Below are 15512 nucleotides of genomic sequence, written 5' to 3'. Positions count from 1 at the left end.
TATTGAAGCATTACTGAAGCATTACTGAAGCGTGAACGTCGCTTGCTGGACGTTCTGCGAATCGAGTCCGATCTGCACGTTGAAGTCGCCCGGCTCCGCCACGTATTGCAGCTTCGCGTTGTAGAACTTCAGCAGACTCTCGTCGATGGCGAATTGCACGGTGCGCGACTCACCCGGCTTCAGACTCACCTTCTGAAAGCCCTTCAGTTCCTTGATCGGACGCACGATCGACGCCGCCACGTCCTGCAAATACATCTGCACGACCGTCTCGCCTTCGCGTTTGCCGGTGTTGCGCACCGTCACGCTCGCTTCCACCTTGCCGCCGCTCGTCATCGTCTTCGCCGAGAGCTTGACCTTCGACACGTCGAACGTCGTGTAGCTCAGGCCGTATCCGAACGCATACAGCGGGCCGGAGTCTTCCTCGAAGTATTGCGACGTGTAGTTCGCGGGCTTGCCCGGCGTGAACGGACGGCCGATGCGCAGCTGGTTGTAGTACGTCGGGATCTGACCGATGGAGCGCGGGAAGGAGATCGGCAGCTTGCCCGACGGGTTGTAGTCGCCGAACAGCACGTCGGCAATCGCATGACCGCCTTCGGTGCCCGCGTACCACGTCTCCAGCATCGCGTCGGCATTGGCCTTCGCCCAGTTCAGATCGAGCGGACGGCCGTTCATCAGCACCACGACAAGCGGCTTACCCGTCGCCTTGAGCGCCTGCAACAACGCCAGTTGGCTGCCCGGCAACATGAGGCTCGTGCGGCTCGACGCTTCATGCGACATGCCGCGCGATTCGCCCACGGCCACGATCAGCGTGTCGGCGTTGCGCGCGACCTGCACGGCTTCGTCGATCATCTGCTGCGGCGTGCGCTTGTCCTGCACGACCTCCGGATTGTCCCAGTCGAGGAAGTTCAGGTACTCGACCACGCGCGGATCGTCGGTGATGTTCGCGCCGCGCGCGTAGGTCACCTGCGCCTTGTCGCCGAGCGTGTCGCGCACGCCTTGCAACAGCGAGACGGCCTGCGCCGGTTTGCCCGCCGCCGACCAGCTACCCATCATGTCGAGCTTCGAATCGGCGAGCGGCCCGATCACGGCGACCTTTCCCGCCTTCTTCAGCGGCAGTGCATCGTGCTGGTTTTCGAGCAGGACGATCGACTTACGAGCGATGTCGCGTGCGGCGTCGCGATGCAGACGGTCGTCGGCGTACACATCCTTCGGGTCTTGCGCGGCATTGCCGATACGACGATACGGATCGGCAAAGAGACCCATGTCGTACTTCGCGCCGAGCACTTCACGCACAGCATCGTCGATGAAGCGAATCGGCACGTCGCCCGACTTCACGAGATCCGGCAACTGCTTGAGGTATTGCTGATCGGCCATGCTCATGTCGACGCCCGCTTCGATGGCGAGTTTGGCGGCTTCACGGCCATCCTTCGCCACGCCGTGACGCATCAGCTCTTCAATCGCGCCGTGATCGCTCACCGTCACACCCTTGAAGCCCCACTCGCCACGCAGCAGGTCGCGCAATAGCCATTTGTTCGACGTCGCGGGTGTGCCATTCACGGAGTTCAGCGCGATCATCACCCCGCCTGCACCGGCATCGATACCGGCACGATACGGCGGCAGATAGTCCTGATACATGCGCATCGGACTCATGTCGACGACGTTGTAATCGCGCCCGCCTTCCACTGCGCCATACAGCGCGAAGTGCTTCACGAACGCCATCAGGCTGTCCGGATTGGCGGGCGAGGTGCCCTGAAAGCCCTGCACGCTGGCGCGCGCGCTCTGCGAGACCAGATAGGGGTCTTCGCCGAAGCCTTCCGAGGTGCGGCCCCAGCGCGGATCGCGCGAGATGTCGACCATCGGCGCAAACGTGGCGTCCAGCCCGTCCGCGCTCGCTTCCTGCGCGGCCACGCGTGCGGCCTGCTTGACCGCCGTCATGTCCCAGCTCGACGCGAGGCCGAGGCTGATCGGGAACACGGTGCGATGGCCGTGCACGATGTCGTAGGCGAAGAAGATCGGAATCTTCAGACGGCTTTGCTTGACGGCAGCCTCTTGCAGCGGACGATTCTCGCTGCGCGTGACGGAGTTGAACGTGCCGCCGACACGACCGGCGGCGATTTCCTTGATGAGTTTCGGCTGCGGCATGTCCGCGCCGATGCTGATCAGGCGCAGCTGACCGATCTTCTCTTCGAGCGTCATGCGCGCGATGAGATCGTCGACAAAGCGTTGCTTGGCGGACGCCGAGGGCATGGCGACGGGAACACCGCCGTTGTTCACGTTGTCGGAGGCTTGAGCGGCGCTGGCAAAGGCCGGCGCGACGGCGAAACTGGCGGCAAGGGCCAGTGCGGAGAGCATTCGCATCTGATGGCGATCCAATTGAATGCGACGTGTGGCGCGCGCAGCAGCGTCGTGCACCAGAACGTCTGGGTCGTCGTATCGGCGGGCGTTGCGAGTGCCGCAAAACGTCGAACTCGCAACACGAAGTGCGATACTTTGCCACAATTGGCGTTTTTTGAAAGATTTCTGTGCCTCGATGCGGTATGGCGCCACCCCCGATGTCGGCGCCGAGGCAACCTGCCCCTTCACTTCAGGAGCGACTTTTGGTTTTGTTTTTTCAGATTGCGTCCTGGCGCCGATGCGCATCATGGGTCGCCACGGGTGCCGCCCTGCTGGGTGCCGCGCATGCCAATGCGTTCTCCCTCGATGACGTGACCGCCCGCGCGAAGGCGCTCGCCGACAAGCCCTACACGGCCCCGGCAAGCAACCTCACACCGGCCTTCGCAAAGATGCAGTTCGGCGACTACATCAAGATCCAGCCGCGCCGCGAAGCGTTCGAATGGAACGATCAGCCGACGGCGTTCAAGCTCGGCTTCTATCATCAGGGCATGCAGTTCAGCACGCCGGTGAAGATCAACGAGATCGTCGGCACCGGCGCTAGCGCGAAGATCGACGAGATCAAGTACGACAGCAAGCGCTTCGACTTTGGCGATCTCAAGCTCGACCGCAGCGCCACGCACGACCTGGGCTACGCGGGCTTTCGCGTGCTCTACCCGATCAACGAACCCGGCAAGCTCGACGAAATCATGAGCGTGCTTGGCGCGAGCTATTTCCGCGTGATCGGCAAAGGCCAGATCTACGGTCTGTCCGCGCGCGGTCTTGCCATCGACACCGGACTGCCCATCGCCGAAGAATTCCCGGCGTTTCGCGAGTTCTGGATCGAGCGTCCGAATGCGGGCGACAAGCATCTCGTCTTCTACGCATTGCTCGATTCGAAGCGCGCCACGGGTGCTTATCGCTTCGACCTGACGCCGGGCGAAGACTCGCTGTTGAAGGTGCAGGCACGCGTGTTCATGCGCGATAAGGTGACGAAGCTCGGCATCGCGCCGCTCACGAGCATGTTCCTGTTCGGACCGAACCAGCAGCGCGATCCGTACAACTTCCGTCCGGCGCTGCACGATTCGAACGGTCTGGCGATTCACGCGGGTAATGGCGAATGGATCTGGCGTCCGCTGAACAATCCGCGCAACGTCGCCATCAGCCAGTTCCAGGTGACCAATCCGCGCGGCTTCGGCCTGCTTCAGCGCGGACGCGATTTCTCGCAATACGAAGACCTGAAGGACCGCTACGATCTGCGCCCGAGTGCGTGGGTCGAGCCGCAGGGCGACTGGGGCAAGGGACATGTCGAACTGGTCGAGCTTCCGTCGCCGGACGAGACCAACGACAACATCGGCGCGTTCTGGACGCCTGATCAACTGCCGCCCAAGGGCACGCCGTTGCAGGCCGACTACAACATCCGCTGGACGATGAACGAGCGCGGCATCGTCGACCGCAATCTGGCATGGGTCAAGCAGACGCTGCGCACCGCAGGCGAGATCACGCAGGCCAATCTGATTCGTCACTTCGACGGCAGCACGGGCCTGATCGTGGACTTCGACGGTGGCCCGCTCGCCACGCTGCCGCCCGGTTCAGTCACATCGCAAATCAGCGTCAGCGATAACGCCACCATCATCGAGCAGACGCTGCAACCGAACCCGGTCACGCATGGCATGCGCCTGAACCTGCGCGTGATGGTCAAGGATCCGGCCAAGGTCGTCGAACTGCGCGCCGCGCTCGTCTCGGGCGGGAAGGCGATCAGCGAGACGTGGAGCTATCAACTCCCGCCTTTCTCCGTCGCTAAGCAATAAGTTGCATTAATGTAGTCCGTGCGGCGGTGTTCTGCCGCCGCACATCTCACCTCTTCCAACACGTCCCTCGCCATAATTAAACAGTCACTTACGAGCGGCGTTTTCTCATGTAAAACCCTAGAAACGTCAAATTCGCCTTGCAGTCGACGTCCGTTTCGCGTTTACTGCATGCACGATATTGCATGAACAGCCACCCATCGCAGGACATAGAGGTGGTCTGCTTCCTTGGTAACGACCTCAGGTCGCGCCGCTGAAGCTCGGCCTCGCTGCCGCGTGCGTCGGTCATAAAGGAATACACAAAGACTCTCCGCGATCCGACGGAGGGCGGATTCGTTTATGGAGACACCCGCATGCGACACATCGACGTACATCATCTGGCCGACGAAGCGCGCTTCAACGGCTATCACGGACGCATCCTGCTTTGGTGCGCACTCATCATCATCTTCGACGGCTACGACCTCGCAGTCGCGGGCATTGCATTGCCGTCGATCATGAAGGCGATGAACGTCGACGCCACCAGCGCCGGTTTCATGGTCAGCTCGGCCCTGTTCGGCATGATGTTCGGTGCCATCGTGATGGGCATGGTCGCGGACAGCATCGGCCGTCGCAAAGCCATCGCCATCTGCGTCCTGATGTTCTCGCTGTTCACCGCAGCGGCCGGTCTCACGCATGAGCCGATCAGTTTTTCCGTCACCCGCTTTCTGGCAGGCGTCGGCATCGGCGGCGTGATGCCGATTGTCGTGGCGCAGATGACGGAATACTCACCGCGACGTCTGCGCGGCACACTCGTCACGCTCATGTTCTCGGGCTACTCCGTCGGCGGCATGCTCGCAGCACTCCTCGGCAAAGGGCTGATCGAGTCGTACGGCTGGCAGTCCGTGTTTCTCGCGGCCAGTGTTCCGGCGCTGCTCGTGCCGTTCGCGATGAAAGCGCTCCCCGAATCGATGCCGTTCCTCATTCGTAACGGACGTCTCGACACACTCAAGCAAGTCCTCGCCCGCCTCTCGCCGGATTACGTTGCGCAGCCGAGTGACCAGTTCGCACTGCCGGGCACGGACCGCAAGCAAGCCGCGCCGCTCTCGCGTTTGTTCCAGGACGGGCGTGGCTTCAGCACGGTCATGCTGTGGGTCGCGTTCTTCATGTGTCTGTTCATGGTGTACGCGCTCAGCTCGTGGCTTGCGAAGCTCATGGCGAGCGCCGGCTACAGCCTCGGCTCGGCGCTCACCTTCGTGCTCGTGCTGAACTTCGGCGCGATGCTCGGCGCGATCGGCGGCGGCTGGCTGGCCGATCGCTTCAACATCAAATACGTGCTCGTGGGGATGTATGCACTCGCCGCCGTGTCGATCACGTTGCTCGGCGTGAAGGTGCCGACGCCGGTGCTCTTCGTGCTCGTGGGACTGGCCGGTGCGTCGACCATCGGCACGCAGATCGTGACGTACGCCTACGCGGGTCAGTTCTATCCGATGGCAGCACGCAGCACGGGGATCGGCTGGGCTTCCGGCGTGGGACGCAGCGGTGCGATTCTCGCGCCCATCGTGATCGGTGTGCTCGTGAGCATGTCGCTGCCGTTGCAGCAAAACTTTATGGCAATCGCGATTCCCGCCGTCATTGCCGTGATCGCCGTGTTGCTCATCGACCACAAGAAATCGGCGTCGGTGCAGCAGCAGGCAGCGATGCAATCGCAGGGGCATTCGACGGGATTGGCGAACGGCGCGGGAGAACCTGCGTAATCTCGCGCGTCAAGAGTGGTCCGGGTGAATTTTTGCATGCGGGCATGACGGTACGGCGACGTGTCGTCATGCGAAAATGCGCGCCGCAGCGGTCACGGGAACGACTGCGGCTTTCGATGTAGCGGCACGCCGGAGCGGGGCACATTAAAATCAGCCAAGCGCGCACGCAACATACGAAAAAACATTCAACCCGAGCGCCTCAGGCGCCGTTATCCAGATATCCGTCCCAACGGACGATCTGGGGAAAACCAACATGCCGCGTCTCGCTTCGCTGAGTGCTTTCGTGCTGGCCGTTGCCAGTGCCTGCGTCACCCTCTCCGCCGCCGCTGCCACGCCCGACGACGCCCGCGTCGTCCAGCTCTCCACACGGCAGACCATCGCAACCGACGCCGTGTTCAACGGCCATCCGACAGTCGTCGCTACGCTCGGCGCGGATGCGCTGCGCGATGCCCACGGCAGTTTCGGCGTGAACGTCGCCGCCGGCACGCTCAACGTGCAGTCGAATCAGATCGTGGTGGCGCAAGCGAGCCACCTGTCGATCGACACGACCCAGACGATCCGCAATGCGGCGACGGTGACGGGCGCGATGAACGCATCGCTCGGCGACCGCGCGCTGATGGGTGCCGCAGGCAACATCGGTGTGAACGTGGCGGCGGGTTTCGCCAACGCGCAGTCGAACGCGCTGGCGATTCACTGACACCCTACGCCGACGCGTTCGCGTCAGCCTTCTGCCGGGAACTGCTTTTGCAGATTCCCGAGCCAGCGCGCCACGGTGCGAAGCTCGGCTTCGGTGAAATCGTCGTGTAACAGGTCGTTGAGTTCGGCCAGTACGTCGCGCGCACGAGCGATGGCTTTGTGACCGGCGGCCGTGATGCGCAAACGCGTGGCACGGCCATCGTTGGCGTCGGCCCAGCGCGTGAGCAGACCGGCGACGACCATACGGTTCGCCAGCCCCGTCATGGATGACGGGGAAAGTTGCAGCGCCGCACCGACCTCGCCGACGAGCGCGTCCTCGTGATGCAGCAGGTAAAAGAGCACGCCCGCCTGCGCAGCGCTCACACCCGCGTTCTCCGATGAGCGCGCATCTATCCACTGCTGTACGCGACGTTGTCCGACATTGAGCAGGAAGAACAGGCGTCGGTCGGCCGCTTCGGTCGTCGACTTGCTTCGTTTGACAGATTTTTCAGTCGCAGGGGACGCCTGGCGTTTGGGCATGCCGTCTCGTCAGTCTGAGGGATTCGGGATCAAGGGATCGCGGGCGGTCATGCCATCGTCCGTCGACACACCCGCTCCTGTGCGACGCTCCCCGGCATTCACTGCGCCCGTCGACAACAACCAGTCGATGGTTTCCGGCCACGCAAACGCGCCGGAACGCTGGCGGAAGTATCCCATATGCCCGATCGATCCGGTGTCCGAAAGACTTGCCGAAATCTCCCGACACGTCACGTTCGCGTGACGAAACCGTGATACGAGGATGTCGATGCCCATGGGCGTTGCCCAGAGATCGTCGTCGAAACCGAGCGAGAGGATCGGCGTGCGCACGCGGGCGAAACGGGTGTCGGCGTCCAGCGTCGGATCGTCAAAAAAGTAGTTCGGCAGGCGTGTCCAGTCGCTCCATTCGAGCAGAACGTCTTTCGGCAGGTCCTCACCGATGCCGAGGTGGCTGCCCGGCATGTAACCCACCAGACGCGCGAGCGGCGGTGCTAGCCAGTGCATCAGCAGCGTGACGCGTGTGCGTTCGCGACGGTTCGTCACCACGCGCATCGCCCCTGCATGCGATGCCACCTGCACCGCCGCGCGCAGCAGGTTCGAGCTTTCGCACAGTCCGATGGCATGACCGCCAAAACTATGGCCGACGGCATAAAGCGGCAGCGACGGGTAATGGGTGCAAGCCCAACGCGTGACGCCCTCGGCATCCAGATCCGCCCAGTCGCGCATACGCGCCTGAAAACCTCTGAGCGATGACGGACGCGACCCGTCGATGCCCCGGTAGCTGTAGGTGACGGCAATCAAACCGCGCTCGGCAATGTATTTCGCAAACGCGAAGTAAAGCCGCTCCGGCACGGCCGTCGCCGGGTGCACCAGTACAAGGCCCTTCGCAGGCAACTCCTCGGGATACCAGACATGCGCGCCGAGCGGATATCCGTCGACGGCAGGAATCTCAGCAGCAAGTGACGTCACAAAACAACTCCCCGGCACTCGCATGCCCGGGGGGAATGTGCAGCGCCTTTCAGTAACTTAGTTCGAATACACACATAGTTCGCACACGAAGTATATTTTAATTTTTATTTCGCGCACGAAATAAATTAGAGGAAGATGTCCGTGTGACTCGCCATCACGGAATCTGCGCAATAAAAAACGGGAACCGAAGTTCCCGTTTTTTTACCGCGTCGCTCCCGTGGCGCGCTCGTTGCCAAACCTGTCACTGAACACCCGCCAGACACGCTGGCGACAACGCCGACTTCACGCGTTGCGAGAACGCGGGCCAGCGGCACGCTTTCGCGTCCGGCCCGTCGCTGCAATCGGGCAGCACAAGAGCTACGCGCTTCGCCGGTTCATCCAGCGACAGCGACGTCAGTTGACGCAGTTGCTGCATCGACTGATACACCAGTTCCACGCGAACGAACCGTTCGCCCGCCGGGTTGCGCCACAGCGAGAAGACAAGCGCACCGTCGGGCGGTGTGTTGTCCGGCTGGTCCGGCAATTGCCAGTCGAGCTTCAGCATGCCCGCGAGGTTGGCGAGGTTCGTGTCGTGTCCCGTCAGCACGAAAACACGATTGCCCGTCGGCAGCGCCGGGCCGCGCACGGCGGGCGTAGGCGTTGCACTCGTCGCTTCGGCACGCGTGAGCGCATCGAGCACTGTCGCGAGCAGTGGCGTGCCGTTCGTCGTGGCGAGATACGGGGTCTTGTTCAGCAGATCGCGCTGCGCGTTATGCGCTTCGAGCAGCAGCGCCCAATCCTTGTCGTCGCGAATGCGTCCCCACGCGACCTGATTGTCGGGCAAGCCCTCGCCCGCTTGCAGCAGGAAAACCTCCGACGCCTTCGCCGCGCTGCCCAGCGCCCCACGCAGCGTCACCCCGCTGCCATCGCCCTCCACACGCAGACGTGTCGGCACCTCCTCCAGCTTGCATCCACCGGGGGCACCGCAGGCAGGACTGTGAGCATAGTCGAGCACCTCGCCCATGCGCGCGAGTGTCGCGCTATAGCGCTTATTGAGACCGGAGACGCCCTCCGGTGCCAGACGCGACTCGATGGCTCCACGCGCCGCCCCCGGATCGAGCGGGCAATCGCCTGCTGCAACCGGTTGGAAGACGGCGTCATACGTCGTGAGATCGGTCTGGTGCGACGTGCGCATGTCGCATCCCGGCGCGATACCCTGCAACAACGCGTTGCCGGATTCGCGCGTGCGCTGATCGATGTCGGCCCATCCGTAGACAGCACCGGGGGACGGGCAGGCGTTCTCCGGCAGTACGCGCCGCGCGCGCAGCCAGTCGCCGTAGTAGCGCCCCATGCGCTCGGACAGCGATCCGCCGCGGGCCGTCAGATAACCGGCGGGCACCGGCCAGCCGGGCCACGCGTCCGGGCTGAGTTTATCCAATGGGGGATGGGCGTGGGTCGGGGATCGCACACCGTGGCGGCTCACGATCACGGTGGAGACGAGGGTCCAGTCGGCGGGCATGCCGTCGATGCGGGCGGCAGACTCGGGCGGCTTTGCAGGGCCCGGCTGCTGCGGGGCCGGTGTCGTGCAGGCGCTCAGTGCGCCCACGACCGTCAGCGCGGCAATGCGTGCCTGCCACCGCGCGCCATTACGCCTGAGCCACCGGCGGACCGGGACACTGTCATTGGAAACGTCGGGGGATCGAACGGGCTCACGGGTCATCACGCGGGTCATGGCAGCAGTCATGGCAACAGGTCGGGGTGACAGGGAAACGAGGGGAACGCGGGTGGCGCCGACGTTCATCTTACCGTGCGTGCGCGTCCCCTCGGCGGCCATCTACCCGGCGTGGCGGAAATACGTCGCCGTGTGGCGGAGCGACTATGCCGACGCCTCGTCCACGCGCCCCACCGCACCGAATCGCCACGACAACCGATGCGCAGCAGCCCGCAACGCTTGCGAGGGTACGGCGTCTGGCGCGGTTTCGAAACTGCCCGTCGACCCCATCAGCGCAAGTACCAGCGTCACCTCGCCGGTGTGATCGAACACCGGCACCGCAATCGTATCGATGCCGGGCACAGGATTGCTCAGCGCGGTATCGAATTGCTGCTCGCGAATCGCGCTCAGACGCGCGCTGTAGTCGGCAGGCGGCTTCGCCGCACGCCCTTCCGCGCCCAGCCCCGCCATGCGTACCGCCTCTTGCGCGAGGAGTCCGTCGAGCACGGCCTCGGGCAGGAAGGCCGCGAACGTGCGTCCAATGGCCGTGTTCACCAGCGAGAGCACGGTGCCGATGCGCAAGCTCACGTGCTGCGGACGCATCGCCTCTTCCAGACGCACGACCGTCGGCCCCACCGGCCCCAGGACCGCCATCGCGGCCGACAGCCCTGTCGCCTGCGCAAGCGCCAGAATTTCCGGCTCGGCTTCGCCGGTCGGCGACAGCCGCTGCAACGCCATCAGCCCGAGATCCAGACTCAGCGCGCCCGCTTCGAAATTGCCGTTTTCGTCGCGCGAGAGCAGACCCGCCCGCTGTAGGCTGACGAGATGCGGATGCGCCTTCGCGGCCGCCATTCCGGCTTCGCGCGCGAGCGCGTTGAGCGGCAGCGGACGTCCCGCAGCCACCAGTGCCTCGAGCAACACGCCCGTGCTCTCCAGCGCCTGAATGCCGCGTTGCGGCTTGGCGGCACCACTGCCCATCGCTTCCTTTTCCATCTTGGGTTCGCTACGGTTTCGGGGCGCGCTCATGCCGCCACCTCGCCGTCGTTGCCCGACGTCCCGATCTGCGCTGCGATGGCGGCGGCCGTCGCGCTCAACGCGTTCGCAGCGGCACCGTCCCACGCGACGTCGAGCGCCGCCGTCGGACCGATGGCCGTGAGCGCGAGGCGCAAACGCCCGCTCGCGTCGAACACCGGCGCACACAGACTGCTCACCGACGGGCTAGGCGTATTCACGCTGCGCGACATGCCGTGCTCTCGCGTCTCGTCCAGCAAGGTGTCGAAGCGCGCCCGCTCTGCCGCATCGCCCGCCATCTGTTCGCGCCATGCCGGTGGCCATTGCGTCTGCGGTGTAAAGGCGCAAAACGCGCGGCCTGTCGACGTCGTCGTCAACGACATGACCGAGCCCACGTGCAAATTCACATGCAACGGAAACGCCGCCCGTTCGAAATGCACGACGACTGGCCCTTGCGGCGCGCTGGTGCAAATCGCCACGCAGAAGCCCGTCTCGCGCGCCAGCGCCACCACACGTGGCACGGCGGCGCGGTACGCCGGGTCGTTTTCGAGATGCAGGAGCGCGAGGCGTAGCGTCATCGGTCCCGGCGCGTAATCGCCGGACATGGGATCGCGCTTGAGCAAACCCAGTCGCGTGAGACTTACCAGATACGGATGCGCCTGCGCAGGCGGCAGCCCCGCAAGCGTGGCGATATCGCCGGGGCCCAGCGGGCGGCGTGCCTGCCCTAGCGCTTGAAGCACGCGCGCTGCAACGTCCACGCTTTGCACACCACGCGAAGCGCGGCCGGGCTGGCCTGCGCCTTGCGTGCCGTCAGTTGCGTCGGTCGTGACGTCCATCGGAATTCGATTCATGCAGTTCTGGGAGCCGCGCTCCCTCGGGAAAATGGCCTAGATTTTAAACGGGTCGGCAGCGAGATTCCCGGACAACCGTCCAATGCCGCAGGGTTAACCCGAGACCCACCGCGCTGAAAACCCGCTTCGATCACTCATGCCGCAACATTAGCAAATAACAATCAGATTTGTCATTGACAAATAATCCGAGCGTTTCGTAAGATGCCCTCATCCAGCAGCACCATCCCCGCAGACGAGATAAGAGAGAGAGACAAGCATGGCCAAAGCATTCGCCTCGCAAGCCGACCTGGAAGCCAAGAAGGTCACGTTCACCCAACTGTCGGAAAACACCTGGGCCTACACCGCCGAGGGCGACCCGAACTCGGGCGTCATCATCGGCGACGACGGTGTGATGATCGTCGACACGACGGCCACGCCTGCCATGGCGCAGGACCTGATCGCCAAGATCCGCACCATCACCGACAAGCCGATCAAGTACGTCGTGCTCTCGCACTACCACGCGGTACGCGTGCTCGGTGCGTCGGCCTACTTCGCCGAAGGCGCACAGCAGATCATCGCCAGCCGCGGCACGTACGAGATGATCGTCGAGCGCGGCGAAGCCGACATGAAGTCGGAGATTGAGCGCTTCCCGCGTCTGTTCGCCGGTGTCGAGACGGTGCCCGGCCTCACGTGGCCGACGCTCGTCTTCGAAAAGGAAATGACGTTGTTCCTCGGCAAGCTCGAAGTGAAGATCGCGCACCTCGGTTCGGGTCACACGAAGGGCGACACCGTGGTGTGGCTGCCGTCGCAGAAGGTGCTGTTCTCGGGCGACCTCGTCGAGTACGACGCCGCCTGCTACACCGGTGACGCACAACTCGCCGAATGGCCGGCTACGCTCGACGCACTCGCCGCGCTGGGTGCAGAGAAGCTCGTGCCGGGTCGCGGTCCTGCGCTGACCACGCCTGACGAAGTCGCCAAGGGCCTCGCCTACACCAAGGATTTCGTGACGACGCTGTTCGAAGCGGGCAAGCAAGCCGTCGAACAGAAGCTCGATCTGAAGGGCGCGATGGCGCTCACGCGTAGCCAGATGGATCCGAAGTTCGGCCACGTCTTCATCTACGAACACTGCCTGCCGTTCGACGTGACGCGCGCCTTCGACGAAGCGTCCGGCATCACGCATCCGCGTATCTGGACGGCGCAACGCGACAAGGAAATGTGGGCCGCGCTGCAGAACTGAGTTCGCAGCGTTGGTTACGGGCGCAGCCAAGGACGCTGCGTCCGCAATAGATAGCAATCAGCAGTCAAAGCAAAAGTAGAAAAACGTCACCCGTCGGTGCCTGTGCGCCGGTGAGGTGCCGACGATGGAGACTTTGCATGAGCAGCATCGATTACCAGCGCCTGACGTTCGATTACCAAGCGTGCGCCGAGCAAGCCGAGCACGCCACGTCCGTCACGCATCCCGTCATCGTGGTCGGTGCAGGCCCGATCGGTCTGGCCACCGCAATCGACCTCGCGCAGCAGGGCGTGTCCGTGATCGTGCTCGACGACGATTGCACGCTCTCGACCGGCTCGCGCGCCATCTGTTTCGCCAAGCGCACGCTCGATATCTTCGACCGTCTGGGTTGCGGCGAGCGCATGGTGGAAAAAGGCGTGCGCTGGAACGTAGGCCGCGTGTTCCTGCGCGACCAGGAGGTCTACAACTTCGATCTGCTACCCGAAGCGGGTCATCATCGTCCGGCCTTCATCAACCTTCAGCAGTATTACGTCGAAGGCTATCTGTTCGAGCGCGCACGCGAGCTGCCGAACATCGAGATCCGCTGGAAGAACAAGGTCGTCGGTCTCACGCAGCAGGGCACGCCCGGCTCGGCGGATGCGAGCGTCACACTCACGGTCGAGACGCCGGATGGCGAGTATCAGACGACCGCGCGTTACGTCGTTGCAGCCGACGGCTCACGTAGCCCCGTGCGCAAGCTGATCGGCGTCGACAGTCACGGACGCACGTTCAAGGACCGCTTCCTGATTGCCGACGTGAAGATGACGGCGGACTTCCCCGCCGAGCGCTGGTTCTGGTTCGACCCGCCCTTCCATCCGAATCAGTCGGTGTTGCTGCATCGTCAGCCGGACGACGTCTGGCGCATCGATTTCCAATTGGGATGGGACGCCGACCCGGTCGCCGAGAAAGCCCCCGAGCGTGTCATCCCGCGCGTGCAGGCGTTGCTCGGCCCCGATGCGAAGTTCACGCTGGAATGGGTCAGCGTCTATACGTTCTCGTGTCTGCGCATGGACGACTTCCGGCACGGTCACGTGCTGTTCGCGGGCGACTCCGCGCATGGCGTGTCGCCGTTCGGTGCACGCGGGGCCAACAGCGGCGTGCAGGACGCCGAGAACCTCGCGTGGAAGCTCGCGCTGGTGCTGGCCGGTCAGGCACCCGATACGCTGCTCGACACTTACGCTCGCGAGCGTGAGTACGCCGCCGACGAGAACATCCGCAACTCCACCCGCTCCACGGATTTCATTACGCCGAAGAGCCCGGTGTCGCGCGTGTTCCGCGACGCTGTGCTAACGCTCGCCCGCGATCATGCGTTTGCGCGTCAACTGGTCAATAGCGGACGTCTGTCCGTGCCCGCCGTGTTGCACGAGTCGACGCTGAACACCGCGGAGACTGACACGTTCGCCGGCCGCATGATGCCTGGTGCTGCCTGTGTCGATGCACCGCTCGCGCGTCACGGTCAGGAAGGCTGGCTGCTGCCGCGTCTGGGCGGACGTTTCGTCGCGCTCGTGTTCGGTGCGCCGTCGTCGCTCGATGCGGCGTCGCTCGCCTCGCTCGAAGCCTTGTCAGGCGACAGCGTGCCGGTGATACCGGTGTTCGTCACGCCGGATCTCGAAGCCGCATGCGATACCCACGACATGCACAGCGTCTGGCACGACACGCAGGGACTTGCCGCGCAGCGTTACGACGCCGCGCCCGGCACGGTGTATCTGATTCGTCCCGACCAGCACGTGTGCGCGCGCTGGCGTTCGGTCGACGCGACGGCCATCGCTGCCGCACGCGAACGTGCGCTCGGGCGCACCGCACCGGAAGTCGCGCCACTGCAATGCGCAGCATGAGTGCGTGACAGCAATCCGACGACACAAGTAAAGCAGGAAGGAGACACTTCATGGCACTCGACACTCAACCGCGACTCACGCGTCCCGACGACTTCTACGAGGCGCTCATCGACATGCATCGCGATCTCGACGACGCGCAAAGTCAGGCAGCGAACGCGCAATTGATTCTGTTGCTCGCCAATCAGGTTGGCGATCACGACACGCTGCTCTCGGCGATTCGTCTTGCGCGCGCCGGGGTGCTCGGCAACGTAGCGGTGGCATAACACTCGGAGGACCAGGAAGCGAGTGCCGAGTTGAGTCTGGACAAGGCGCTCTTGCAGGATTTCGCCACACGCAAATGGCCTCGCCCGAGCTGGGAAGGCAAACCGTGTGCTACACACCGGTTGCTGGCAGTTCCCAAGCGTCGGGCGTATGGGCCGATCAAGCAAGCGCACAGCACTTACTACTACCGCAGTGCGAAGGATTCCCAGACAGCGTTGCGAGCCGTATGCGCGAGATTACGCATACCTGGGTTCGCTACAACTATCGGCGTCTTCTTTTGGCCAGCGCGTAGCATTGGCTGCGCAATTCGCTGTCACTAATGCTCGAGCAATCACTATCGTCTCCCTGCCTCCCAAAACAGTATGCGCGCTGATCGTTATCCTTGATGAAATAGCAACTGCCTCCCTCCAGCTCCGCACGGCATATCGCGGCCAGGTTGCCGTCACTGATGCTCTCGCACTGACCAAGTCCCTCTCTCGCGTTGCAGTACGCTCGCTGATCGCTATCCTGTATTGCCGAG

12 protein-coding genes are annotated in these 15512 nt (G+C 63.7%); 6 read left to right on the top strand and 6 right to left on the bottom strand.

What is annotated here, in order from left to right:
* Nucleotides 1–21 precede the first annotated feature (21 nt).
* A complete protein-coding gene (bglX, locus tag NTU39_RS04170) occupies nt 22–2352 on the bottom strand; it encodes a beta-glucosidase BglX (RefSeq protein WP_257960037.1) in 2331 nt (776 codons plus the stop codon).
* A 251-nt stretch (nt 2353–2603) separates the two neighbouring features.
* On the opposite strand from bglX, the gene NTU39_RS04165 reads away from it, so the two are divergent.
* The 3 genes from NTU39_RS04165 (at nt 2604) to NTU39_RS04155 (ending at nt 6608) form a co-directional block, all read left to right on the top strand.
* Entirely contained in the window at nt 2604–4181 is a 1578-nt protein-coding gene (locus tag NTU39_RS04165; protein ID WP_257960036.1) for a glucan biosynthesis protein G, read from the top strand.
* Nucleotides 4182–4531: 350 nt separating this feature from the next.
* Complete coding sequence (locus NTU39_RS04160; RefSeq protein WP_257959274.1) at nt 4532–5911, top strand: MFS transporter; 1380 nt, start codon at nt 4532–4534, stop codon at nt 5909–5911.
* A gap of 253 nt (nt 5912–6164) precedes the next feature.
* The gene (locus NTU39_RS04155; RefSeq protein WP_257959273.1) at nt 6165–6608 is read left to right on the top strand and encodes a FapB/FapC family functional amyloid domain-containing protein; all 444 of its coding nucleotides are present in this window, start codon (nt 6165–6167) and stop codon (nt 6606–6608) included.
* A gap of 23 nt (nt 6609–6631) precedes the next feature.
* Here NTU39_RS04155 and NTU39_RS04150 read toward each other — a convergent pair whose 3' ends face one another.
* The 5 genes from NTU39_RS04150 to NTU39_RS04130 all read right to left on the bottom strand — a co-directional run bounded on the left by NTU39_RS04150 (nt 6632) and on the right by NTU39_RS04130 (nt 11644).
* Nucleotides 6632–7126, bottom strand: a complete 495-nt coding sequence (locus NTU39_RS04150) for a MarR family winged helix-turn-helix transcriptional regulator (RefSeq protein WP_257959272.1) — start codon at nt 7124–7126, stop codon at nt 6632–6634.
* 9 nt (nt 7127–7135) lie between these two features.
* Nucleotides 7136–8092, bottom strand: a complete 957-nt coding sequence (locus NTU39_RS04145) for an alpha/beta hydrolase family protein (RefSeq protein WP_257959271.1) — start codon at nt 8090–8092, stop codon at nt 7136–7138.
* Between the two features lie 241 nt (nt 8093–8333).
* Nucleotides 8334–9815 (bottom strand): histidine-type phosphatase, encoded by a 1482-nt coding sequence (locus tag NTU39_RS04140; protein ID WP_257959270.1) that lies wholly within the window; start codon nt 9813–9815, stop codon nt 8334–8336.
* A 132-nt stretch (nt 9816–9947) separates the two neighbouring features.
* On the bottom strand, nt 9948–10775 hold the full coding sequence (locus tag NTU39_RS04135) for an IclR family transcriptional regulator (protein ID WP_150665594.1): 828 nt from the start codon (nt 10773–10775) through the stop codon (nt 9948–9950).
* Between the two features lie 29 nt (nt 10776–10804).
* The gene (locus NTU39_RS04130; RefSeq protein ID WP_257959269.1) at nt 10805–11644 is read right to left on the bottom strand and encodes an IclR family transcriptional regulator; all 840 of its coding nucleotides are present in this window, start codon (nt 11642–11644) and stop codon (nt 10805–10807) included.
* A 256-nt stretch (nt 11645–11900) separates the two neighbouring features.
* Between NTU39_RS04130 and NTU39_RS04125 the strand changes: the two genes are divergently transcribed.
* The 3 genes from NTU39_RS04125 (at nt 11901) to NTU39_RS04115 (ending at nt 14994) form a co-directional block, all read left to right on the top strand.
* Nucleotides 11901–12860, top strand: coding sequence for an MBL fold metallo-hydrolase (locus NTU39_RS04125; RefSeq protein WP_046290800.1), 960 nt, complete (start codon nt 11901–11903; stop codon nt 12858–12860).
* A gap of 137 nt (nt 12861–12997) precedes the next feature.
* A complete protein-coding gene (locus tag NTU39_RS04120) occupies nt 12998–14731 on the top strand; it encodes an FAD-dependent oxidoreductase (RefSeq protein ID WP_150665476.1) in 1734 nt (577 codons plus the stop codon).
* A 50-nt stretch (nt 14732–14781) separates the two neighbouring features.
* Nucleotides 14782–14994: a DUF2783 domain-containing protein gene (locus tag NTU39_RS04115; RefSeq protein WP_150665475.1), complete on the top strand. Its 213-nt coding sequence runs from the start codon at nt 14782–14784 to the stop codon at nt 14992–14994.
* Nucleotides 14995–15512 lie beyond the last annotated feature (518 nt).

Origin of the sequence: Pandoraea commovens (genome assembly GCF_024704525.1) — a bacterium.
GTDB classification, from domain to species: Bacteria; Pseudomonadota; Gammaproteobacteria; order Burkholderiales; family Burkholderiaceae; genus Pandoraea; species Pandoraea commovens.
Note: the sequence above shows the minus strand (reverse complement) of the source record. Positions and strands in the feature narration are given on the sequence as shown.